The sequence below is a fragment of the Desulfosporosinus shakirovi genome, from assembly GCF_020595055.1.
In the GTDB taxonomy this organism is placed as follows: domain Bacteria; phylum Bacillota; class Desulfitobacteriia; order Desulfitobacteriales; family Desulfitobacteriaceae; genus Desulfosporosinus; species Desulfosporosinus shakirovi.
The window spans coordinates 1-22687 of record NZ_JAJDOO010000029.1; the positions used below are offsets into that span (position 1 = coordinate 1).

The following is a 22687-nucleotide window of genomic DNA, read 5'->3' on the forward strand; positions in this document are numbered from 1 at the left end:
CACCTTTGAAGTGGTGAACAGTCCTCCAATATATAAGGGGATTACAAATAGAGTGAGGATGTAATAAATTGAAAAACGAGTTTCGTTACATCCCCCTTACCATTCTTATAACATCAATGAGGTAAACTTGAGTCATTGTTTGATTTTAAAGGCTCCCCGCATTAGCTCAAACACTAATCCTTCAATACCTTCTAAAGGACGAGGTTTCTTAGAACTCACCCAATCACTGATTGCAGCATCTAATGTACCGAAGAACATCTGTCGACCAACTTTTACGTCAGCTAATACAATTTCTTTTTTCTCCACACCTTCTGTTAGAACTTGCTCAATTAAATGGAAATATTCGCGTAGAGGCCCAGAAATAGCCTCCCTAATTTTCGGGTCTGATTGTCTAATCTCAATCTGTGTAACTATAGCTAATGAACGATTTTCCTCCATGTATTTGAAGTGAGTTCGAATTATACAGAATAATCGTTCTTGGGTTGTCTGACATTTGACTATTGACTGACGAATTTCTTGAATAAAATTCCCCATTCGATCCGAAAAAAGACTGACCAAAATATCTTCTTTATTCTTGAAGTACAAATAAATGGTTCCATCAGCAACTCCAGCTAATTTAGCAATTTTGGATACTTGGCAGGTAAAATAGCCATATTCTGCAAAAGCCTCCGTGGCTGCATCTAAAATTGCCTGATATTTTTCCTCACGGGGCTTACTCATTGGTTCACGAGCTCCCTTCTTCACATTATCACAGTAAAGGTAGACCTAATATCTTAGTATCATATCATATTTTAAAACTTCTCACATCATCTGCCGATATACTGACTTAAAATTATTTGCCCCTTCTCTGTGAGTACCCAAAAAGTAAACGCCTCAGTAGAAAGAAAACCACAACCTTCACAGTGACCGCTGCATTGATCTATTCCACAACCGGGACTGCAAGCTTGTCCTAATATCTCACGACGCACATATCCCATATGTTCCAATTGCTCCAGAGCACTTTCAAGCTCTCTGACTGAATAGCCTACCTCTGTAGCAAGCTGTGTCATTGATAATGATTCTTGCCGTGATGCCACGTAGGCAAGAGCACATTGCGCATGGTAGGAACATTGGTATAAGGGAAGTTCCATGACGAAGGCAGAGCGTTCCTTTTGCCTAACCACTCTTCTTAAAAAGAGTGCGGAAAACATTACGAGAAGCATACTTAATAACAATAGACTTACCATAATGAAGGCCCCTCGAGATCCGGGGAAAAATGCAGCCACAACAGCACTCATTACCCCTAAGCGCGGTACACAGGGAATCAATGGATTTATTAGCATTGTAATTAAACGATCTTTTGGATCTTCTAGAGTTCGCGTAGCCATAATCCCCGGAACATTACAGCCAAATCCAGAGACCAATGAGAAAAATGACTTTCCATGTAACCCCATTAGTTGCATGATAACTACAATCATATCTGCCGCCCAAGCCATTGCTTCAAATACCACACCGCCTAAAGGTGCACTGGCAACAGAAGAAAACCAAAAAACCTGTGATAAAATAATTACCATAATAGGTTAACAATAGGTTAACCTCAAAAGGGAGAAAAAATCCATTCATCTAATCTGTCTGTCCTAGTGCGTTTGACAGGATTCTCATGTGTCCTAAATTCCGGGAGTATTTTAGAGATTATTGGTACTTGGCATCTGCAACCGCCATCCCGAAATGATCCTTGCTCCACCCTTCTGCCTCAAAAGCCTGGAGCAAAGCTTCTCCAGGCAAACTTACCGATTCTTAAAGTTCATATTTTACAGGATCCCCAGGATCGCAACACGGATCAGTGCTCTTATTCCTTTGGTTTGTCTGTGGAATACTATTCCAAGTCTGTCCAATTTCCGGAATTAGAATGAATTGTTATTCCTGCGGTTTTTGCTAAATCCATCATATTCAAGCCGATTACAACACGGGGAGCAAGTTCAAGGATTTGAAGGACAAGATAAAGGTTTCGTTCAATATTTGAAGCGTCCACCATCGCCATCACGATATCTGGTTTTTCGCGAAGAATATATTCTCGTGTGACAATCTCTTCCCGAGAGTATGCAGTCAAACTGTAGGTTCAGGGAAGATCAATGAGCTCTATTTCCTCATTGGCTCTATGGATAATTCCTGCCTTGCGTTCTACGGTTTTTCCAGCCCAATTCCCAACTTGTTGATTTGATCCTGTTAAGACATTAAAGACCGTACTCTTACCAACATTAGGATTGCCCATAAGAGCTATTTTCATGACCCTACCGCCTCCTCTCTTCGCAGCTCATAATTATGTTCTAGCGGCAACAGTATATATAAATCACTCATTTACTTGGCATAAAGTATAGTTAACGACTCGCTAATGAAGGTCCGATGTATTCCCGATTTAGCGCACAAACCATAATTCTGGCGCACTCTCCTCTAGGCATAGCTAAATAGTACCCCTTCAATCTGATCTGAAGCGGACCACCTAATGGAGCACAGCGAACGACTTCTAACTCTACTCCTGGGACGATCCCCATATCCATCATCCGACGACGCAAGGCCCCTCCGCCTTGTATAACCGGGTTAACATCAATCCTTAACGCCAATGACACAACATTGGGCTTTAGAAGTCAATGAACTATATGCCTTGTTTGACTCGCCTTCCTCTTTACTATCTTTGCTCTTATAAGCCGTAAATCTACGCCAATGAACCTGTGTTGAATCTGATTGACATTAAATCTAAAAAGCTTAAATACGAACTGAATAATATAGCCAAGTACTACAGACATGATCAGGGTTCCTGCCCCTACGAATCCGCCTAGTAAATATCCCACAAAGAGTGCGCTAATTTCTATTGAATTTCTGATAAATCGAACGGATCTATCAGTTTTTTTGGTTAAGGCAATCATTAACCCATCACGCGGACCGGAACCCAATCCTGCACTTATATAGAAATAACTCGCTAACCCTATAATAAACATACCTAAAAACATCATGATTAAGCCAGAAAAGATTCCATTTGATATCGGGATAAAATGATTAAGCATTATTAAATCCATGAACAATCCAATGAACAACATGTTGCATAAGGATCCCCATCCTAAACTTTCTCCTAGAACAACATTAAACATAACAAGAATAATCCCTACACCAATACTTGCTTGCCCCATAGTAATTCCAGTTAAATAAGTAATTCCCTGATGAAAAACATCCCACGGTGATAAGCCAAGGTTAGCGTTTATTGTCAATACTATACCTACTGCAAACAGGAAAAGACCCGCAAATAATCTGATAAACCTTCGAACCATCTGTGACATTGATAATCACCAAAACCTTCCACTCCACTAACTAGCCCCATTTTATAATTCACGAAAAATGATTCGCTAGTATATTTTTTATTTACTTTATTGCTAGAGGATACATAATTCTTCTTCACTATAATCATACTTATTATAGGATATGAGTTTAATTCCTGCAATCTTATCCTTATTCCCATTCATAAAGGAGGAAACCCGCATGACATCGCCTAAAAATAAAGTCTCGAATCTGAAAGAAGCCCAGCCATCTAAGCTTAATCCTAGGACCTCTTCCAAACCCATTACTACGGGAGAAAATAAAGACGACGTAATTTTTACTAAAGATAAAAGTCCAGATGATCTGGAAATCCTTGATTAGATACTTTCAGAGTCCACTGCAGTCTTGAGATCACTTGGACTAAGATTTTTTAGGCCAAGACTTTAATGAAAGCTATTTTAGTATTGCCAATGTCACGAAGGCTCTCAAAGTTTGCAACTCTGCTTTCTGCCAAACCATACCTGGATGCCAAGGAAAGCTTTTCTTCCAATTGTGAAACTCCGCTTCTGCAAGCAGGAGTTTCACATTGTACTCTGCTTGGAAGGCATTGGAAATATGGTTACTGAAATTAATAAAATCGATCCATATAAAAAAGGCCCAAGGGTTACCCCTAAGCCTTTTGAAAATCATCTAATCTTTAGTAACGACGCATGGATTGAAAGCAATCGCGACAATACACAGGTTTTTCCCCAGAAGGTTGGAAAGGAACTTCAGTCTGTGCTCCACAGCTTGCGCAGACTGCTGGGAACATTTCACGTTGTGGACGACTGCCAAAACCGCCGTAATTACTTCGACCACCGCCTGATTGTTGCTTGCGTGCCTGACGACAAGCTGGGCAGCGGGTTGGTTCATTTTCAAACCCTTTTTCAGCATAGAAGTCCTGTTCACCTGCTGAAAATACAAATTCTTGACTGCAATCGCGACATGTTAGATTTTTGTCTTGAGCCATGATAACTCCTCCTTATTTGGTGTTCTTGTATGTTGGATCCTCTTAAATTATCATCCTTGCACCAAATACGGTCAGAATTATGGATTCCAATTTTAATTAGGCCCAATTTTTAACAAGCACACGGTCAGTATAGCAGAGGGCTTGCTTATTAGCAACCAATATTTTCTACAAATTCAACGATTTTATGAGATTAAATGTAATAATACAACTAAATTCTGCCCAATTCCTCTAAAGCCGCCTTCAGTCTAGTAATATGAAAAGGTTTCATGATTTCCTCTCCATGCCAATGACAATCCAAGATATCAGCATCCTTAACTATTTCCTCGAGCGGCGTTCCGATCTCATGCTTCTTAGAATGATTTATAACTGCTTGTACGATCTGCTCTTTGGCTTCTTTAGAACCAATTTTTTGAGTTAGGAAACGACGAACTGGTTCCTCCCCCTTTGGAGCATGTTCATTCTGTCGCCCTGTGACCCAACGACCAATGTCGTGTAAAGCACAAGCTAAGGCTGCCTCATCTACATTAACTCCTCTCTTTTCCGCTAGCATGCGACCGATTTGTGCACAGCTTACAGCATGAACTTTCTCCCATATGATTGGATAATCCCTTTCAATAGTCTGCATCTCCAAATCATCCAGTATCGAGAAGATATTTTGTAAATCATAGATAAAGTCCCACTTCATGGGCACCCTCCCTCTTTACTTATTTTACCATTTTAAAAAGGCAAATTAAATCACTTTCTCCTCATATCTTATCCTAAGAGGATTTGCTATACGAGGAGGAGGACTGTTTGAATTCAAGTTGGACACCCACAGCTCGACGTCTCTTAGACAAACGATTATGGATACTTGGTTATTATTCTGAAGATTTCCGGGGTGATTTTCGTGCAATTGAAACACTTCGCCAACAAGGCTCACGCATTGATGTTTATGCTGACTTTGCCTTCCAGTTAAAGCCTGATGGTCAATTTACAGGCCAAGTAAATAACTTGGCCCTGAAAGAAGCTATTGCCCGCGGTACTGCGCCTCTCGTTCTCTTCCATAATTTTAACGGAAAGGTCTTCGATCATCTACCCCTGCGTTCTATTTTATCATCAACTGCCTCGCAACGAAATTGCATTAATAACATGATAGAGTTACTTCCTTCTAATATTGCCGGTATCCATGTAGATTTCGAAGGGGTAGAAGGTTCTTATCGTATTCCATTTATGACCTTTCTTGAATCTCTAAGGGCCATATTGCATGGACGTGGCTTACTGTTAACAATTGCTATTCCAGCTAAACGTTCGGAGTGGGAAGCGCCAGGGTATGACTTTGCAGGAATTGGGCGTTTATGCGACTCCATAACCCTTATGACCTATGACGAACACTACTCAGGAGGTTCGCCTGGCCCTGTGGCAAGCTTACCTTGGATGACCGAAGCACTCGACTATGCCATCCGCTATATACCTAACGAAAAACTGTTATTAGGTATTCCTGCCTATGGATACGATTGGTCCAGTGAACCAACCCGTCTTGTCCCAATGCGTGATATCCCAGAGTTAGTCACCCAAACCAATGCACGCACACTTTGGTCTGACCAAGCAGTTGAACCATACTTTTACTACTGGAAAGGAAGAGTTAAACATACTGTATGGTACGAGAATGAGCTCTCTGCCAAGATTCGTTTCAGTTTCGTCAAAAGCTATCGATTGAAAGGCATTGCCATTTGGCGCTTAGGGTATGAAACAAGCCGTTTCTGGCAGGAGTTAACAAGTAAATTTAAAAAATAAGCACTTTCATTTGAGAATCATTAACAAGAGCATCTTCTCAACGAGGTTGCTCTTTTATCTTTATACTAAATAAAATTCTTCGTAAGTTCTTAACTTTTATATTAATAGCTGAGAGCATTTACTTGTTCTTTAGCTGACTAACCTTTATTATTGGAATTGACTAAATTAAAGGAGATGAACTTACTCTATGTATGAGCTTAAAAATCACACAGAAACAGTTGTCCAACAAAAAACACTGCAAAACTATCTCCGCAACAACGTTCTTAACTGCTCATGTGAACGCTGTCAGGCAGACATCATGGCACTCGCCTTAAACCGTTTGCCTGCACGTTATTATGTTTCTTCACGTGGTGAGATAATGACTCAGTGGGAATCACAAGCATTGCCTGACCAAACGCGTATTATTACAGAAGTTGTCCGTGCTGCCCAACAAGTCAGTGCGACCCCTTTACACCCAATAAACCAACCTTAATATATTAATTGTATAGTTACTCGGCATTTATTACAATAATTACAGACAGAACTGCAATTACAAATAATGTAAATAGTCGAAAAGGATCATTGATTACTTGTTTTATTCGCACTGGAGTTAATTCAATATCCAACATATCCCTTCCCCCTCACTCCTCTTATAGTTTATGGTATTTTAATAGAATTGGGAACGTGGCTATTATTGAATATGTGGTTTTTGAAACGTCCAAAAAACAGACTTTACTAAGACCTCAAATTTGGAAATGAGGTGCTATTCGTGGTTAACTCTGAAGACCTTCGTCGATTTTCTCTGTTTTCTTCCTTGAGCTCTAATGATGTGATCCCTCTTCTTCCACATTTAGTTGAACGTCGTTACCGCCGCGGGCAGTTATTATTTGTCGAAGGAGAAATAGGTTCGTCAGTATTTTTTGTTCTTTCTGGGCAAGTTAAACTCAGCAGATCTACTCCGGCAAGTGTAAAACAAATTATAGATTGGTGTGGCCCCTATGATTGTTTCGCTGAGGTTCTGCTTCTAGAAGCTGGTTCATATCCTGCTACCGCTGAAGCCATTAAGGACAGTACCTTGTTAGTCCTTAATAATGAAGTAATGCCTCAAATTTTAGAAGCAAATCCTGCACTGTCAGTAGCTCTTATACGTACCTTGAGCCGAAGATTAAGACTTTCCCAAGAGTTCATACGAATTTTAACTAATCGCTCTACTGCTGGAATTCTTGCGGCCCTTTTTCTTCGTTTAGCTCAACCTGCTGAAACTCCAGGAAAACCAATTTTCGTAGATGCCTCTTTAACACATCGGGATCTAGCCAGTATGATTGGAACGTCCAGAGAATGTGTTAACCGGGCCATCAATAGGTGGAAACGATTAGGAATATTGAAACTGGAAGACGAGCGATTAGAAATTCTCAAACCCCATGAGCTTGCGGAGTGGCCTTAATTAAAACACCATAGAACTAGTGCTGCCAGGTCGTTCTAATTGGTTGATAATACGCCAACATTCTTCCCAGCTTATATTCGGTTGACGACGCCAAAAGATCATAGCTGCACGAGTTTTTTCACACTCGCGATCGCTAAGCATGCTTTGGCTCGGCATCCCCCCCCCCCATGCATTTACCCATTCCTGATAACAGTGAATCAGTTCTGTTGACTGGCTCTTTAAATATCGCACAGTGTAAACACTGGCTATCCAATGAACAATCTTATCTTCCCCCACCCTGGAATATACTTGCCCATCTAAGTCTGCTCCAGCGACTAATAGAAGCAAGAACAAAAAGTGAACTCTGACAGCTTGCCGTAATGTTTCTGGATTGATCTCGTAAAGTTCTGAAAAACGTCCTAAAGGCTTAAGAAACAGTTTAACGGAGGGCTCCCTAAACGTACATATTCCAAAGGCAGCAAGTGGGATTGGATAAACATCTTCCAATCCACTTTCTTGTAATTGACCTACCAACTCGCGTTCAGCTTGAACTAGACGCTGTTCTCGTATTAAAAGTTGCTCTGCGGTCTCTTTTAGAAACAATTCTGCTTCTTTAGGACGCTCCGGAAGAGAGTCCGCCCATTCTCGTAAACGGGATCGTTTAGGCATCAAAATTTCTATCAATGAGCCCGTCTCTTGGTGTAAAAGTTTAAAACCCTGACGAACACGATCAGGATCGCGATATAATCCCCGCATAAGCATTTCAGCAGGTTGGGGAATTTCTACCGATTCCTCAAACCGTACAATCACTTCTCCATTTCGCTCTGGAAACTTGAGTCCCATAGCCTTTTCAATTTCTAATCTCATTGAAGACACGTCTGATCCCTCCTAGCCTTGTCTCTTGTTTCATCCTATGGATTCGAGGGATAATTCAGACCATCTTTGCCCTAAATTTGACCATTATTGATTGCTTTGTTAAAATTAGTAAAATGATATCAGAAACGAGCTGACTGACATGTCTAAGCGCACTTATCACGAAATGATCCTAGACCCGTTCCAGGAAGAGGCACTTGATGCAATTGATGCAGGTAAATCCGTCATAGTAGCAGCACCTACCGGGACCGGGAAAACTCTTGTAGCGGATTATTTAATAGAAAAAGCCATGCGGGAACACTTAAGAGTAATCTACACTGCTCCAATCAAAGCTCTTAGCAATCAAAAATTCAGAGACTTCAAGAAACAGTTTGGAGAAGATGCTGTAGGCATAATGACAGGAGATGTTGTACTTAACCCGACCGCACCCCTGCTAATCATGACAACTGAAGTTTTTCGCAATCAAGTTATCACTGAAGACCCCAACTTAGAGTTTGTATCTCATATAGTTTTTGACGAAATTCACTGGCTAAATGATGAGGAACGCGGGACCGTTTGGGAAGAATCTATCATCCTGGCACCACCAAAAATGAAGATACTTGGTTTAAGCGCTACGATCGCTAATGCCAGTCATCTAGTGGACTGGATCGAATCCATCCGTCATGAAGAGGTTGCACTCATCGAAGAACATAATCGAGTGGTTCCCCTAGAATACTATTACTTTACTAAAGACACCGGACTTGTTGACTATGATCAACTTTGGCGTTACTACCGTCGAAAACTCAAAGATCGGATCAATGATGAAAGCCCTTTTGGCCCTACGACTCACTTGGACCTCATTCGCACAATACAACGAAGTCATCTTCCGGCACTTTTTTTCGTTTTCAGCCGAAAACAATGCGCCATAAAAGCTATGGAGTTAGCAAACATTGCAAATTATTTAAGACCCGCTGAACGGAAAACCGTCGAAGATAAATTCATTCATCTTTTTGGTCATGAGATTGATTGGTCATCTTCGACACGTCAACTCAAGCGTTTATGTTCCAAGGGGATTGCCTATCATCATGCCGGATTGCTTCCCTCTCAAAAGGTTATTGTCGAAGAACTCTTTCTAGAAAGGTTAATCAAAGTACTTTACTGCACAGAAACCTTTAGTGTTGGGATTAATTATCCTGTCAAAGCAGTCTGTTTTGATTCGCTAAATAAGTATGATGGACATAATTTCAGGCCCCTTGCCAATCATGAATTTTTCCAAATGTCTGGTCGGGCAGGACGCCGCGGCCTTGATGAAAAAGGGTTTTCATTCGCCTTAGTTGACTTAGGGTATATGGAGAAAAGTCCGCCGCCTAAGTTCCAGTTAAATCGCCTCGAACCTCTGACCAGTCAATTTAGGCTGACTTACAATACAGTTCTAAATCTCACTGCTACGTTATCTCAAACGCAAATAGATACGTATTTTCAAAAGAGTTTTTCCGCTTACAGCTATCGACTAAGTTCTGAGCGACTTCATTCAGAATTAGTCCAAATCCAACAAAAACTTGAAGGAACACATCAACATCTTTGCGAAGAAGTTGGTTCCTTTAACTGTCCTTTAAAACATCATCCTAAACGAAAAGAGTTAGAGAAGCTTAAAAAGGCCTATAAATCCTTAGGACCGCGCAAGCAATCCCGTGTATACGGGCGAGAGTTGGCTCGTAAGATTCGCACCTGGGAAAAACTATTATCCCAAACACCTAAATGTTGTGTCCCTCAACAACAGGAAAACTGCTATGCTCAAAGTAAATCGTACTTAACTATAAAACAACAACAGCAAGAACTTCAAAATGCCATAGCTGCCCTTCCTAAAGAAAATGCCTTTCTCCAAGAATTTGAATACAAAAAAACTCACCTCCGTCAAATTGGATATTTACGAGAAGATGAGTTATTGCCCCGAGGGACCTGTGCCAGCCGCATATATGTACAAGAACTCCTAGTCACTGAGTTAATATACTCTGATGTTTTCCAGCAATTAGACGATGACCAACTCAACGCCTTGCTTTCCAGCGTTGACTTTGAAGCTAGGAAAAACGATATGTTTCACCGCACCTCGGTCTTTGATTCAACTCCAGTCAAAGAAATTGCAGAATACATTCAAAGTATTTGCGGACAAGATGCTGTGAGATACGATCCTCGTGTTGCTGGAATTACGCATGCTTGGAGCCAAGGCAGTACATTTGTCGAGGTACAAGCTTTATGCAACCTTGACGAAGGCGATATCATCAGTGTTTTTAGGCGAACCATTGATCTGATGCGCCAAATGAGGGAGGCTGTAGGCGATTCTGCCTTGCGTAGTCGCTTAAAAGTATGCATGGGAAAACTTGACCGAGATGAAGCGGCCATTATGGAACTATAAAGAAAGCCCGGTTGGTATAAGATCGTTTAAAGGGAAAAGCTTTTTGCTTTTCCCTTTTATACTAGCAACCCTATAAACTCATTATGACTCGGAAACCTCGAACATATCCTTACCTACTCCGCATAATGGACATACCCAGTCTTCCGGGATATCCTCAAAAGCGGTGCCTGGGGCAATTCCGGAATCTGGATCTCCGACTTCAGGATCATAAATATAACCACAAGCTGAACAAATATACTTTTTCAAATTAAAATCTCCTTTCATAATATAAAGTTAAACTGTTGCATTAATTATTTTAACATTATTAATGTAATTTAGCCAATTCTTTCCGCGTTAATTCTCTCTTGAAGTTATCTTAAGTATCCAATATCAAGGGAAATATCATATTTCTTCAATACGTACCCTCTGAACTCTTCAACGCATTGACAAGGTTCTCGATGATCGCAAAAACCAACTTCTAACTTTCCGATTAAATGATGGTGTAAAATATGAACATTAACGTATAAATGGCTTACTTTTTCATTCAGTTTAATATAGTGCCTAACAGTAAAAAAAAGTAGAATGAGCATCAGTATACTCACGCTAATTCCAATCTCCGGATACAACCAAGGTAGAATTAAAGCTAACAATCCAAACAATAAAACTGCGGATATACCAATTGTCTCTTGGCGCCTAACGAGTTTCCATTCATTATACCGGCCGAGAAATTCATAAAACAACTGTGCCATACGTGCAGATGGAAACGGTGGATTAGGACCTTCTACCGTTTTATCAACTACGTACTGGCAAAGCGTTCCCACCCTAATCCTTCCTTTCTTGTACAATCAGAAAGTATAAACTTACGTTATATCTTTCTAAGCATAAGAGCAACTAAGGCTATCGCCTGCGGCTGCAAGAAAGCTAACACGTGCGAAGACAGTGTCTTCGGGCGCTAGCCCAGTTTTCATTATCGGGCTTGTCATAAACTTCCTTGACTTATAAGCCGAGAAAGATCATCCAACTGACCCACATAATCAGTCCTATTCTCTGTTTCAATCGAGCCCCCTAATAAAAAGACTTTCATTCCCAGTTCCTGACAAACCAAATCACTAATATGCGTACTAACTAACAAACAACTTTGAGATCTAACCCCAAGTTTTTCTGCTGTTTCCATAAAAAACCCAAGATGTGGTTTACCATAATGAAAATCATCTAAAGTCCCAATTACTTTAAATTGCTCAGGTGTAAGACCCGTCCAACGAATTTGTTCTTGTATAGCAATTAAAGGCATTAGGGGATCCGAAACTATTGCCGTTAAAAAACCCTGTTGAATAGCATTTTCTACTACTTTAACCCCTTGTGGATTAGGCTTGACAAGGCAACGTAATGCTGGGAAATCAGAGGTGTAAAACTCTTCAAAAATAGGTTTTAGTGTTTGTACCGACTGACCCGCTGCTTTAGAAAAGTCCTCAAAAAAGGCTTGCATAACTTTTTGCTCAGGTTTGGGTTCCTTTTGAACATTTTCCATAGATTTTAAAAATTGTTTAGAAAACTTATCAGGCGAAAGTATATGTGCAAAACGCGGTGCCAAAATTCCAAGGTAATTCTGCACAAATTTTACCGTATCAAGGCTTGACAATATCCCCTCTATATCAAAGATTATAGCTTGAATCACGATTATTGTCCTCCTAATTGAGGTCTCAAACGCAGAACTATTATTGTTCCGGCTCTGTACAATAGTATTCTCCTTTTTCTTCGAAATTCCTTCTATTCCTCAGTAATGTTCACAGGTAAGTATTATTATTCCCACCTCTGCAAACTTAATTCATAACATTTAAAACTAAACCTCTTCCACCTGAAAGGGAGTCTCACGATCAAATAAAGAAGAGCCCCAGATTGAGTTATTCCTTGGGCTCTTACAATCTCAGCTCTTGCCACGACCCGCTCTGTATCCAGAGGGGGCAATCCCTGAGTCCAACCCTCCCTAAGTATGCTGCAGGCACGTCGGGAGGGCCATTTTAAATTTGAGGCCTCAGTATAGGGTCCCCATTCATATCCTAAAAACGCTTAGTTCAGACTCCTAAAAGGTGACTAGCATTAATTCGTTCTTGCGACTTAAGCTCATCTCCAAGTCCAAAGCCACCCCTTGTAGGGCTAAAATAATAACGTCATTTCTAAATGGTTCTCCTTATCTGCCCTCTCCTCTCTCGCCAAACAACCTTTTCCTATAATGCGATTTCGCTCGCTTTCGTGGCAACACATTGCCTACTTACTTGGGATAAATGGTTGTCTGATTACATCAACTTACTTCTTGGTATCGCCTAGAAATTCCTTGGCAGAAAAATGAAATTTAAGCGCTAATAATGTTGAATAAGCTACTTCTTCCTGTTTTTCTTTACTTTTCTTTTCTCTAATAGAAGTTCAGCAGTATGAACAACCTTAACTTTGGGATTTTGCTTATCGAGACCACCTGAAATTTGCATTAAACATCCTGGACAATCTACAACTACGACATCCGCCCCTGATTCTTCAATGTTCCTTAGCTTTCGTTCTAAGATTGGTCCTGACAGTTCTGGGAATTTTATTGAGTAGGAGCCGGCGAAACCACAGCAACGATCGGATTCTTTCATTTCGATGAGTTGCACTCCTGCAGTATCAGTTAAGATCTTTCGAGGCTCCGTATAAACTCCCATTGACCGTTTCAAGTGACAAGAATCATGATAGGTAACCTTCATAGGGATTCCATCGCCCCCGGGTGTTAGTCCTCCTAAGTCAAATAACAATTTGGAAAAATCTTTCGACTTCTTACTTAATTCTTCGGCACGAGTTGCTAATGCTGGATCATCATGAAGTAACTCTTTGAAACTTTCTTTAAGGGCATGGGTACAAGTAGGACAAGCAGAAACTACATAGTCGACCTTTTCAGCCTCTAACGCCTCAATGTTCATGATCGCACACTTACGTGCATTACTGCGGTCTCCCATGTACGTCGCTGGGGCACCGCAACAGGATTGTCCATCAGGAAAGATGACTTCATATCCTTTTTCATTGAGAGCGCCGATAACACCTTCTCCGATCTTTGGATAGACAAAATCTATCAGGCATCCTGCATACAGTGCAATCTTTCCTTTAGGATTTTTAACATCCTGCTTTATAGTTTTGAAAACATCTCGGAAGGGGACCTTAGCTACAGCCGGTAAACTCTTCTTTTCCGTAAGACCAGAAAGAAACATGGGTAAATGTCTAATAACGGGCTGCCCCTTGGTGAATGGTTTTTGGGCGACGGAAGCCATACGTAACAAAGAATGGAAAAGCCGTCGATTAGACACGACATCAAGTGCAAATTTTTGCGTAAACGGAAGTCCTTCTTTGGCTCCAATACGATTGCGCATTTCTAAAATCATTTGGGGAATATCCAATTTCCCCGGACATACTTCAGAACATTTACCACATTGAAGACAAAGATTTTGAGGATTCTGAGCATCTTTTTCAGAGTTCAAGAAATTCGTCAGGATTGTACCAATGCCACCAGTATAAATATGTCCATAGACATGCCCGCCTACAAGTTGGAAAGCTGGGCAAACATTAAGACAGGATGCACATCGAATACATTGAAAAGTCTTTTTAAACTTTTCGTCATTGTACATCTTGCGTCTGCCGTTATCCATCAAAATGATATGAAATTCCTTATCTTTAACTGTTCCATCTGAGTAATAAGCCGGTGTAGGACCTGTAACCATACTTACATAACTCGTAATTTGCTGGCCCGTTGCGCTCCTTGGAAGTGCTTGAAGAATGTGTGTGGCATCCTCAAACTCTGGAACTAGTTTTTCTATACCCACTAAGAAAATATGAATCGGAGGCAAGGTAGATGTCAGACGGCCATTACCCTCATTTGTAAGCATTATTAAGGTACCTGTCTCAGCAATTGCCATATTTGCTCCTGAAATGCCCATATCAGCCTCTATAAAGGATTTCCTGAGTTCCACCCTGGCTGTCTTAACAAGTTCTGCTATGACAGGCTGGTTTAACCTATGTAAATGGCCAGAGAAAACGTCGGCAACCTCTTCTTTTGTCATATGAATGGCTGGCATGACCATGTGCGATGGATGCTGTCCGGCAAGTTGTACTATCCACTCTCCCAAGTCAGTCTCCTGCACATCCATTCCTTCAGCCATTAACGTTTTATTGAGAAGGATTTCCTCAGAAACCATAGATTTTGATTTTACGACACGCTTAACATTATTCCGTTTGGCTACTTCAAGAATATATTCTTTAGCATCCTCACCGGTCATAGCACGAAAAACTTTAGCTCCACGTTCAGTTGCGGCTTTTTCAAATTGATCAATCATTTCATCTAAATGGCTGGCTGCATAGGACTTAACATCCGCAATATTGTCACTAATTTCCTTAAAATTATAACCTTCGTACGCTTTTTCCCGTGATATGATATAGGCATCTCCAAAGCGCCCCAAGGCTCCACGTAAGACATCATTTCCCAGTGCATCTGAAATCTTCTTTTTAAACTGTTTGTCTGCCATTTAAGCAACCTCCCCTGTTTCCTCATCTACAAAGACAACTACGAGTTGTTTTGGACCATGGACCCCGATTGTTAAAACCCGCTCAATATCTGAAGTTCTGCTCGGACCCGTGATAAACCCAACAAACCCTGGAATTTGTGGAAGTTCATGTAGCGTTGCCATCATCTCCTTCAGAGATGGTATTAAGCTAACGGTCGAAACAAGTGCAATGTGAATAGGAACAAGCGTTGAACATAAACGTTGATTAACATTAGCATCTGCATCTGCTTGAACAAGTGTTCCAAGTTCAGCAATGGCATAATTTACTTGCGTAATACCGGCCTGAGCCTCTGGGGTTACCTCACGAAAATGGTCTGTGTAAACAGTTATGCCCTTTTTCTCAATCAAATCTGCAAAATCTCCTTTATTAGAGATTGAGGCGTCTAAGAGCGCTACATTTTGAATTCCTTTTTCCTCCAAAACCTTACAGACAAGTTCACCCGCTTCTATTGCAGTGTTAACACGATAGCACTCACCAGCCACCAATTCTAATTTTGCTTTGAATCGTTTATATAGTTCATTTGTTTGGTCATTTTTCATACGAGCTTTCCTCCTAATAAATGATTTTTAAGGAAATACCATCCCTAAGTGGTCAGACCATCATGCCATCTTATATAAGTTTATGACATCTGTTCCCTAATTACAATAACTTTTAACACAAAAATTTTTAATATTATGATTAGTGATTTATACAACTCACTAAATATTCTCTGGAAGCCCATTATATCCTCAACAATTCCAATCAAAATACTATTTCCCTATAATTTACATATTGATTTTCGACAATATTTGCGTTATGGTTTAATCAGTAAAGTCTAGTAGTAGTTAAATCTTCTAGGTTTTGCGCAATGAGGATTTCCGGACGCGGAAATCCTCAATTTTATTTTCAAAAAACTTATTTGAGAATTCTTCTGAATTAAAGGTTTAGAATAAAAAAAGCACTCTCTTGTTCATTAAATACCTGCTTCTTTTTTATCTAACAAAGGTTTGAAACGAGTTCTATTTATCTTCTGTCAATCGTAATTATGAGTGAGGGGATAAAATGAGCGGGATCAAATACGATCTAGAAATACTTTATGTACAAAAATTATACTATTTTATGTTTTTAGCGACATTCTCTATACTCATATCAACCATTATTGTTTGGACCTTTGACTTGCATAGCGGGCTATATGTTCTAGCCATCGGGCTAGGCATTTCCTATATGGCCATGGTCTTGAAAAGAAACTTTAACCCTCCAGAACAAAAGTTAGCTGCGAAAAGGATGGCTCACGTAATTTCGCAAGACACCAGTCCTTTGTCTATAGCCCGCTTTGCCAGCCAACTATACTATTATTTTCATGAACCCGCTCAGTCAATATCTCTCTTAGAAAAATTCTTGACAAGCCATGACCCCTTACTCTGCATGACCCTCGGAGACATCCTGCTTAAAGAAGGTAAGGCAAGTAGGGCACTCTATATTTTAAGAGATAATCCCTACGCGTTAGTTGATCCCCTGCTGCTGGCAACACAGGGTCGCATTCTGAAACAAATTGGGAAAGTTCCCGAAGCAATTAGATTGTTCGAACGAAGTTTACATCTTGCAAAGCAAAATAAGTTTCCTAAAAGTGGTGACCATTGGTTGACTCAAAAGTTTCTGTCATTGGGCTGTTTAGCTAGTATCCATCATAATCTTGCAGATTGCTATATTAGCCTAAATGACATTTCTCATGCTAAAAAACATTATCGTGCAGGAAATCTTCTTCTGCTAGACGTCTCGCTTTGGCGTCGTTGCTCGTCTGTTCATGTTGATTTCGCAAAAAAACGCAAAAATACTTATTAGTTCTTCTTTCTTTTCTCTTTTGCTTCTAATCCATATTCCCTATTACAACAGCTTTTTCGTAGGAAATTTTCTATAATAGGTTATAAAACTAATAGGTTATGGCAAAATCGGACAAGACTAACCGCAAGTTTGAAATGGAGGGTGAAAAATGCTGTCAACTCATGCCAACGAGGTTCTCGGATTTATTCTTGATTTTGAAGCATCCTCTCGTGAGTATCTCCTCTCCAAAGGCTTGAGCGAATACGAAGTGAGTAATGCCTACCTTGACTTTCAATGGAATTTTCTTCATACGATCCTTAGGAAGAATTAACTAAAAACAGCTGGAATTGAATTATATATTTAAGAGCCTTACGAAATGAAGGCTCTTAAATATATTTATAAAACCAATCCTTATTTACCTAAAAAATGAACTTTTGTACAATCGTTGGTAACGTTGTAAAGCACGAATAGCTGTTAACGCAGTTGTTATCGGCTCTTCATAATTCCACCCCTTAGCATAGATTCCACGATGAGAAGGTTCAAATGAACCGTTGTTGCTCTGTGCAGAGAGAAGGTTTTTTAATCCGTTATCTATAATTTTATTGGGAAATTTTTTCGAATAACGCCATAACCCTGCAATTGCTAAGCTAGTTTCAACAACCGAGCCCCACCCTCCATTAGAATCTTGTGCTTCTATCAGAAACTCTAGCCCTTTCTTTCTTGCTCCTAGAATGTGACGTGCGGTGTTCCATCGTTCCCAGCTGAACTTCCACTTACTAAACAATTCCAGGGCCTGAGCTGTACTATATACAGACCCCTCGAACCATGATGCCGGAAAAGCACCTTGTTCATCTTGCTGAGTTAAAATCCAATTTAGCCCATGCCATATTATCTGCTCTTGTGAACGTGAAGCCCGCCATAATGCTTCTAAAACGTGGATACTTACATCAACACTCGGTATATATACTGGAAACTCTGAAGAAACATTGGGCGGTATCCCGTGGAAACTTGGAAACGTACTCCAGCTTCCATCGGCATTTTGAAGCCTCTTAAGAAGGTCTGCCCCAAGCTGGTTTCGTTCCCCGAATACCTGATGCAATCCAATCAAGGCAACAGCCGTATCATCCAAGTCAGGGTGGGTGTATGGAGGGGTGCTTCCATAACTTCCATCTAGATTTTGTGCCCTTTTTAACCAATCTATTGCTTCATCTAGCCAAAGGATATCTGATGGATTTTGAGTTATTTCTCCAAAAACACTCACAGCCCAACCAATTGACCATACGTTTAGTTGGTCAAAAGCAGACCATCCACCACTCTCATATTGTTTCTGTACTAGCCACCGCCCAGCTCTTTGAGTTTGTTCCGTATGAATTCCCTTGCTTATCATCGCCAGAATGGACATACTCGTAGCTATAATATCTTCTGCCCATGAACCGTCTTGCATTTGTGTTTTAATAAGATATTGAATACCCTGATGAACTCCCTCTTGAGAGTTTGAGCCAAGGATCGACGCAGCTACCACGACAGATCTACCATATATTGGCATTTTTGTTAATATCCTATCTTCAAGAATAGCGGGAAGTAATATTTCTTCCTGTGAAGGTCCCTCCAAGCCAGGAATAACTCTTTGCCCTAATGATAAAATCACATGAGAAAATCGTTTTGTCTGTGATAAAAGTTTAACCTTGGCCTTCCATCCTCCTTCACTTCCCTGAAGAACCATGCTCACGATCTGCGTGATCTCTTCATCAGGTTTATCTCCGGGAAATTTACCCCATCCTCCTTGATCCTGCTGCTTCAACCATTTTATTCCTCGTTGCTGAGCCTTCTCATACCCTCTGCCTATGGCTAAAAGAGCGAGTGATGCAAGTGCCGTAGCTCCTTGACTGGGAGAAACACTGTGTAATTCATCCACTTTCCCTTGTAGGATCTGTTGCACACCCTCAGATACATAAAACCTTGCTAGATCAAGACTCTTTTGGACTTCATTTTTAAGCTCCATAGAACTCTCTCCGTCTCCATATTTAGCGCATGCCATAGTATTAACTATGTTGATGAGAGAAAATCTGTTCCATAGAAAATGCCGAACCTAAGGCTCGGCACTTTGAGAAATTTATTGTAAGCTCTGCAGCAAAAAGAAACTAAAGAGTTCGACTGACAGCAATTTCATCACAATTAGGGAATTTAATGCAGTTAATACACTCAGTCCAAACTTTTTGCGGCATTTGGTCTTTACTGACCTCTTCGTAGCCACAGTATTTAAAAAACTCAGGCTGATATGTTAGGGCAAAAACTTTTGAACAGCCAAGTTCTCTCGCTTCATCTTCAAGTGCTCTAACAATCCGTGTTCCAATTCCTCTTCTTTTGTATTCGCTTGCAACTGCTAATGCTCTTATCTCTGCCAAATCACTCCACAGTATATGAAGCGAAGCAACCCCCACTAATTGGTCATCCACTTCAACCAGCAGGAACTCGCGGATGTTTTCATACAGCATATTTCTTGATCTGGGAAGCATGAGCCCTTGTTCCGCATTACTGTTAATCAATGACATCATAGCTTCAACATCCGCTATTCTTGCCTTACGCAATTTCATCTTTATTATTCCCCTTTTTAGGTTTTGCATAATTATACACCATATTTTATATTCTTGCATATCCCCTTTTTTATAAAGTATTTAGTTCAAGGAAAATATTTAGCTTTAAATCTTGTCTATGTTAATTGATTGTCGGATTTTGAAATATCTTTTTTGAACTTAATTCTAAACTATTGGGTTATAGGCCGCTTTATACCAATTCTGCAAATTATCAAATCTCCTTTTTCTTACAATTTTTTACGCCTTCTTATGATAAACTATGTCAGTGTGTTGCATATAGTAGTTTTTGGAAGGAGATTATCAATGTGGTTCCCCTAAAATTACGCTTTCATTCTTTCCAGCGACATAAGGCTTTGATCTTTCTATCTGTCTTATTTATAATAACCATTGTATTATGTGATATCTTATTCTTACCCGACTCCTTGCACATAACCTTGAAGTTCACCCCATTTATCATCCTCATCATATGGTTCGAACTCTTGTTTACTACTTGGGGAAGAGTTTGGGTTATATTCGCCACTATAGTCTTGGTAGTCTCTTATGCAAATCCTATCCTTTCGTCAAGTCCGTTACTATTATTAGTTCACATCACTTTCCTGCTTGTTATAATGGTTCTCTTTGACCGGAAGGAAAAACAAGAACGCATACTTCATCAACGACACCTCAAAACAATGCGTGCACTTCTGCGACAGAATCCACCTTTAGTTCAGACAGTTGACTATACTCGTGAAGCGGTTATCTTATTGGATGATACGGGGACTATTCTTGAATTAAATTCTCAATCGTCTTATCTATTGTCATTGCCTGAGTCCTATTTAGTCGGTAAACCTATCTATGATGTTCTAGGCATCTTACCAAATTCTCATCCATCCAACGTTCCCGAGAATGGTGATTTTACCTGGACACAAAAAGGGATTGTCAAACAGCTAAAATTTCGTACTCGTCCATTACTGGACCATAACAATCCATCTGGAATACTTGTAACTCTTTTTGATATCAGTGAAGCAAAAAACCGTTTAGAATCTGAATTGCAAGTTGAAAAGCTCTCGATTATCAGTCAAGTTTCTGCGGGTTTAGCTCATGAAATCCGCAATCCAATGACGACGATCAAAGGTTTTATGCAACTCATAACCCCTGATCAATGGCCGGAATCATTTCGTCCTTACCAACAACTTATTCTCGATGAAATTCAAACCATTGATCAGTTACTTAATAACTTTATCCTTTTAACTAATCCTTCCGCACCTCATTTAGAGAGACTTAACCTTGCAGAAGCCATTCCCTCAATGACTCAAGCAATTCAAACCCGCCTCCATAAGCAAGGAGTTAACCTTGTTCTGGAATTCCCCTCACATCCGGTCTATATAATGGGCGACCGTGAACAACTCCTCCAGGCATTGTTATCCATACTTAATAACGCAATTGAAGCCTCTCCAAAAGGAGGAAATGTTATTATTCGCTTAAGAGAAGAGGAATCTTGTGTAAGCGTCAATATCATCGATGACGGACCGGGTATTCCTGAAAACCTGCGTCAACGAATTCTCGACCCATTTTTCACCACACATAAGGAAGGCACTGGGTTAGGGTTAACCATTGCTCAACAAATCATTCTCACCCATCATGGCAAGCTTCATTTTTCTGACTCGTCTTCCTCTACAGGAACCGAAGTCACGATTGATTTTCCCAGTTTATCTAATTTTACAGGTAGCCTTTCTGCATAAGGGAATGGTTCAAGTAATTACTTTGACAGTTGAGTTCATAAATTCCATTTTCCAGCCAATTTTCTGGTAACGTCCAAATTGGAAACCTGCCTGGATCATTCAACCAACTGTAGCAACGACGAAGCTCTTCTTCCTTGCCTAGTGTTGTTAGCCAGTGTACTCGGCCATCCCAGACTAAAGGATTCCCCTGATCATCTTTGGCACTCACTAAAAGCAGGCTTCGTTCTAACACCGATGCCAACAAAATACTCCGTACACCCTTTAAAAGCGGCTTCTCAAATATAGGGCATACAACACTTAGTTGTCCATTACCTTGAAAAAAAGACCACTCTTCAAACTCTATAACGGAATTTTCACTTCGCTCTTTAGGTAACCACGGCCATGCCCACGGACTCCCCCAGAGCATTTTTAAGGCTCCTTCCCCCTTATAAAGTAACGAAGCAAGGAGATCTTGAGGGCGGAGTTTCCCTTCTTGCTCCAAAGCTTCAAGATAATCCAAAATTTCTAAGATTGTGGCACAGAAACCAGCGTTTAACGAACCTGAAGAATCAACCCACCCCTGTTTTTGCCACTTCAGCATATGCTCCTTCGACTTTAGCCACTTTAACTTAGTACTTAGTTCGAATTTCTTACCTTTGCGACGGACTTCTGCGATTTCAAAGTTTCCCCAAATGACATTAATAGATTGATTTTTTACCAGTAACTGAACTCCACGACTTGCTAACTTACTAAAAAAATCCTTAATCGTTATCAGTTGTTGTCTGGCCACTGGATTAAGGCCTGCTCCCCAGCGCTTCCAATCTGGTCGTTCTTCTCCTAAGGCATATCTGGAATGGCTAAGCAGTTGCTTCTCTGGAATGGGGTATAAACTGGGCGTCAGCTTTTCACGCCAATATACCGCTCTTGCATCAATTGTTCCCCCGATTTTTGAGAGTCCTGTTAAAAAGGGCTTTGAAAAATCGGGAGCAACATAATATATCACTGTCTTCGCGCCATTGCTAAGTCGGTGTCCCCATAACAGACCTGCCAAAAGAAACTCTTCCTCGCGAATTATCGAGGAACAAGCAATAATCCCTACTCTTAAAGTCGTCTCTCCGCCCATAAAATAAGCATACTGAAGAGGAAGACGACTTGATCTTTTTTTATCTTCCGAGTACTCTTTCCAATCCTTAACGATAAATACGTCAGGATGTGATTCCCAGATTGTATTCCAGGTAATGCTCAACAATGACCCTCCCTTAGCTTTTCTCCATAAGGATGTTTACGCGCTAAGTA

General features: G+C 40.4%; 23 protein-coding genes and 1 pseudogene. 8 read left to right on the plus strand and 16 right to left on the minus strand.

What is annotated here, in order from left to right; genetic code table 11:
- Positions 1-132: 132 nt before the first annotated feature.
- From LJE72_RS19475 to LJE72_RS19495, 5 genes and pseudogenes are all read right to left on the minus strand, one after another.
- Positions 133-720 carry a TetR/AcrR family transcriptional regulator gene (locus tag LJE72_RS19475; protein WP_229249660.1) on the minus strand — a complete coding sequence of 196 codons (588 nt, stop codon included), beginning with the start codon at positions 718-720 and terminating at the stop codon, positions 133-135.
- Positions 721-806: 86 nt separating this feature from the next.
- Positions 807-1490, minus strand: coding sequence for a nucleoside recognition domain-containing protein (locus LJE72_RS19480; protein WP_229249661.1), 684 nt, complete (start codon positions 1488-1490; stop codon positions 807-809).
- A 365-nt stretch (positions 1491-1855) separates the two neighbouring features.
- Positions 1856-2266, minus strand: a pseudogene (locus LJE72_RS19485) (FeoB small GTPase domain-containing protein).
- Between the two features lie 91 nt (positions 2267-2357).
- On the minus strand, positions 2358-2606 hold the full coding sequence (locus LJE72_RS19490) for a FeoA domain-containing protein (RefSeq protein ID WP_396391517.1): 249 nt from the start codon (positions 2604-2606) through the stop codon (positions 2358-2360).
- 18 nt (positions 2607-2624) lie between these two features.
- A complete protein-coding gene (locus LJE72_RS19495; RefSeq protein ID WP_229249663.1) occupies positions 2625-3311 on the minus strand; it encodes a YczE/YyaS/YitT family protein in 687 nt (228 codons plus the stop codon).
- 199 nt (positions 3312-3510) lie between these two features.
- Here LJE72_RS19495 and LJE72_RS19500 point away from each other — a divergent pair, with 199 nt between their 5' ends.
- A complete protein-coding gene (locus LJE72_RS19500) occupies positions 3511-3669 on the plus strand; it encodes a hypothetical protein (RefSeq protein WP_229249664.1) in 159 nt (52 codons plus the stop codon).
- A gap of 316 nt (positions 3670-3985) precedes the next feature.
- Here the strand turns inward: LJE72_RS19500 and LJE72_RS19505 are convergent, their stop codons facing one another.
- Together LJE72_RS19505 and LJE72_RS19510 are read right to left on the minus strand one after the other, a co-directional pair.
- Entirely contained in the window at positions 3986-4297 is a 312-nt protein-coding gene (locus LJE72_RS19505; RefSeq protein WP_229249665.1) for a zinc-ribbon domain containing protein, read from the minus strand.
- 208 nt (positions 4298-4505) lie between these two features.
- Positions 4506-4982: an HD domain-containing protein gene (locus tag LJE72_RS19510; RefSeq protein ID WP_229249666.1), complete on the minus strand. Its 477-nt coding sequence runs from the start codon at positions 4980-4982 to the stop codon at positions 4506-4508.
- Positions 4983-5089: 107 nt separating this feature from the next.
- Between LJE72_RS19510 and LJE72_RS19515 the strand changes: the two genes are divergently transcribed.
- The 3 genes from LJE72_RS19515 (at position 5090) to LJE72_RS19525 (ending at position 7493) form a co-directional block, all read left to right on the plus strand.
- Positions 5090-6070: a glycosyl hydrolase family 18 protein gene (locus tag LJE72_RS19515; RefSeq protein ID WP_229249667.1), complete on the plus strand. Its 981-nt coding sequence runs from the start codon at positions 5090-5092 to the stop codon at positions 6068-6070.
- Positions 6071-6257: 187 nt separating this feature from the next.
- Positions 6258-6542: a late competence development ComFB family protein gene (locus LJE72_RS19520; protein ID WP_229249668.1), complete on the plus strand. Its 285-nt coding sequence runs from the start codon at positions 6258-6260 to the stop codon at positions 6540-6542.
- A gap of 276 nt (positions 6543-6818) precedes the next feature.
- Positions 6819-7493 carry a Crp/Fnr family transcriptional regulator gene (locus LJE72_RS19525; protein WP_229249669.1) on the plus strand — a complete coding sequence of 225 codons (675 nt, stop codon included), beginning with the start codon at positions 6819-6821 and terminating at the stop codon, positions 7491-7493.
- On the opposite strand, the gene LJE72_RS19530 is transcribed toward LJE72_RS19525, so the two are convergent.
- A complete protein-coding gene (locus LJE72_RS19530; protein WP_396391521.1) occupies positions 7494-8348 on the minus strand; it encodes a hypothetical protein in 855 nt (284 codons plus the stop codon).
- 139 nt (positions 8349-8487) lie between these two features.
- Between LJE72_RS19530 and LJE72_RS19535 the strand changes: the two genes are divergently transcribed.
- Positions 8488-10737 carry a DEAD/DEAH box helicase gene (locus LJE72_RS19535; RefSeq protein ID WP_229249670.1) on the plus strand — a complete coding sequence of 750 codons (2250 nt, stop codon included), beginning with the start codon at positions 8488-8490 and terminating at the stop codon, positions 10735-10737.
- An 81-nt stretch (positions 10738-10818) separates the two neighbouring features.
- Here the strand turns inward: LJE72_RS19535 and rd are convergent, their stop codons facing one another.
- From rd to LJE72_RS19560, 5 genes are all read right to left on the minus strand, one after another.
- The gene (rd, locus tag LJE72_RS19540; protein ID WP_229249671.1) at positions 10819-10983 is read right to left on the minus strand and encodes a rubredoxin; all 165 of its coding nucleotides are present in this window, start codon (positions 10981-10983) and stop codon (positions 10819-10821) included.
- Positions 10984-11087: 104 nt separating this feature from the next.
- A complete protein-coding gene (locus LJE72_RS19545) occupies positions 11088-11537 on the minus strand; it encodes a hypothetical protein (RefSeq protein ID WP_229249672.1) in 450 nt (149 codons plus the stop codon).
- A gap of 158 nt (positions 11538-11695) precedes the next feature.
- On the minus strand, positions 11696-12391 hold the full coding sequence (locus LJE72_RS19550) for an HAD family hydrolase (RefSeq protein WP_229249673.1): 696 nt from the start codon (positions 12389-12391) through the stop codon (positions 11696-11698).
- A 700-nt stretch (positions 12392-13091) separates the two neighbouring features.
- Positions 13092-15257: an L-lactate dehydrogenase (quinone) large subunit LdhH gene (gene ldhH, locus LJE72_RS19555; protein ID WP_229249674.1), complete on the minus strand. Its 2166-nt coding sequence runs from the start codon at positions 15255-15257 to the stop codon at positions 13092-13094.
- Positions 15258-15836 (minus strand): LutC/YkgG family protein, encoded by a 579-nt coding sequence (locus LJE72_RS19560; RefSeq protein WP_229249675.1) that lies wholly within the window; start codon positions 15834-15836, stop codon positions 15258-15260. It abuts the gene before it with no gap.
- Between the two features lie 502 nt (positions 15837-16338).
- Between LJE72_RS19560 and LJE72_RS19565 the strand changes: the two genes are divergently transcribed.
- Positions 16339-17118 (plus strand): tetratricopeptide repeat protein, encoded by a 780-nt coding sequence (locus LJE72_RS19565; RefSeq protein WP_229249676.1) that lies wholly within the window; start codon positions 16339-16341, stop codon positions 17116-17118.
- 148 nt (positions 17119-17266) lie between these two features.
- On the plus strand, positions 17267-17428 hold the full coding sequence (locus LJE72_RS19570) for a hypothetical protein (protein WP_200797890.1): 162 nt from the start codon (positions 17267-17269) through the stop codon (positions 17426-17428).
- Positions 17429-17512: 84 nt separating this feature from the next.
- Here LJE72_RS19570 and LJE72_RS19575 read toward each other — a convergent pair whose 3' ends face one another.
- Together LJE72_RS19575 and LJE72_RS19580 are read right to left on the minus strand one after the other, a co-directional pair.
- Positions 17513-19099, minus strand: a complete 1587-nt coding sequence (locus LJE72_RS19575; protein WP_229249677.1) for a prenyltransferase/squalene oxidase repeat-containing protein — start codon at positions 19097-19099, stop codon at positions 17513-17515.
- A 139-nt stretch (positions 19100-19238) separates the two neighbouring features.
- On the minus strand, positions 19239-19691 hold the full coding sequence (locus tag LJE72_RS19580; RefSeq protein WP_229249678.1) for an N-acetyltransferase: 453 nt from the start codon (positions 19689-19691) through the stop codon (positions 19239-19241).
- 479 nt (positions 19692-20170) lie between these two features.
- Between LJE72_RS19580 and LJE72_RS19585 the strand changes: the two genes are divergently transcribed.
- A complete protein-coding gene (locus LJE72_RS19585) occupies positions 20171-21412 on the plus strand; it encodes a two-component system sensor histidine kinase NtrB (RefSeq protein WP_229249679.1) in 1242 nt (413 codons plus the stop codon).
- On the opposite strand, the gene LJE72_RS19590 is transcribed toward LJE72_RS19585, so the two are convergent.
- Complete coding sequence (locus LJE72_RS19590; RefSeq protein WP_229249680.1) at positions 21390-22637, minus strand: hypothetical protein; 1248 nt, start codon at positions 22635-22637, stop codon at positions 21390-21392. The genes LJE72_RS19585 and LJE72_RS19590 overlap by 23 nt on opposite strands.
- Positions 22638-22687: the final 50 nt, after the last annotated feature.

Excerpts from the sequence above, each read along its gene's own strand:
- LJE72_RS19475 (WP_229249660.1), bottom strand. The coding sequence starts at position 720 with ATGAGTAAGCCCCGTGAGGAAAAATATCAGGCAATTTTAGATGCAGCC.
- LJE72_RS19495 (WP_229249663.1), bottom strand. The coding sequence starts at position 3,311 with ATGTCACAGATGGTTCGAAGGTTTATCAGATTATTTGCGGGTCTTTTC.
- LJE72_RS19500 (WP_229249664.1), top strand. The coding sequence starts at position 3,511 with ATGACATCGCCTAAAAATAAAGTCTCGAATCTGAAAGAAGCCCAGCCA.
- LJE72_RS19505 (WP_229249665.1), bottom strand. The coding sequence starts at position 4,297 with ATGGCTCAAGACAAAAATCTAACATGTCGCGATTGCAGTCAAGAATTT.
- LJE72_RS19510 (WP_229249666.1), bottom strand. The coding sequence starts at position 4,982 with ATGAAGTGGGACTTTATCTATGATTTACAAAATATCTTCTCGATACTG.
- LJE72_RS19520 (WP_229249668.1), top strand. The coding sequence starts at position 6,258 with ATGTATGAGCTTAAAAATCACACAGAAACAGTTGTCCAACAAAAAACA.
- LJE72_RS19535 (WP_229249670.1), top strand. The coding sequence starts at position 8,488 with ATGTCTAAGCGCACTTATCACGAAATGATCCTAGACCCGTTCCAGGAA.
- ldhH (WP_229249674.1), bottom strand. The coding sequence starts at position 15,257 with ATGGCAGACAAACAGTTTAAAAAGAAGATTTCAGATGCACTGGGAAAT.
- LJE72_RS19560 (WP_229249675.1), bottom strand. The coding sequence starts at position 15,836 with ATGAAAAATGACCAAACAAATGAACTATATAAACGATTCAAAGCAAAA.
- LJE72_RS19565 (WP_229249676.1), top strand. The coding sequence starts at position 16,339 with ATGAGCGGGATCAAATACGATCTAGAAATACTTTATGTACAAAAATTA.
- LJE72_RS19570 (WP_200797890.1), top strand. The coding sequence starts at position 17,267 with ATGCTGTCAACTCATGCCAACGAGGTTCTCGGATTTATTCTTGATTTT.
- LJE72_RS19575 (WP_229249677.1), bottom strand. The coding sequence starts at position 19,099 with ATGGAGCTTAAAAATGAAGTCCAAAAGAGTCTTGATCTAGCAAGGTTT.
- LJE72_RS19580 (WP_229249678.1), bottom strand. The coding sequence starts at position 19,691 with ATGAAATTGCGTAAGGCAAGAATAGCGGATGTTGAAGCTATGATGTCA.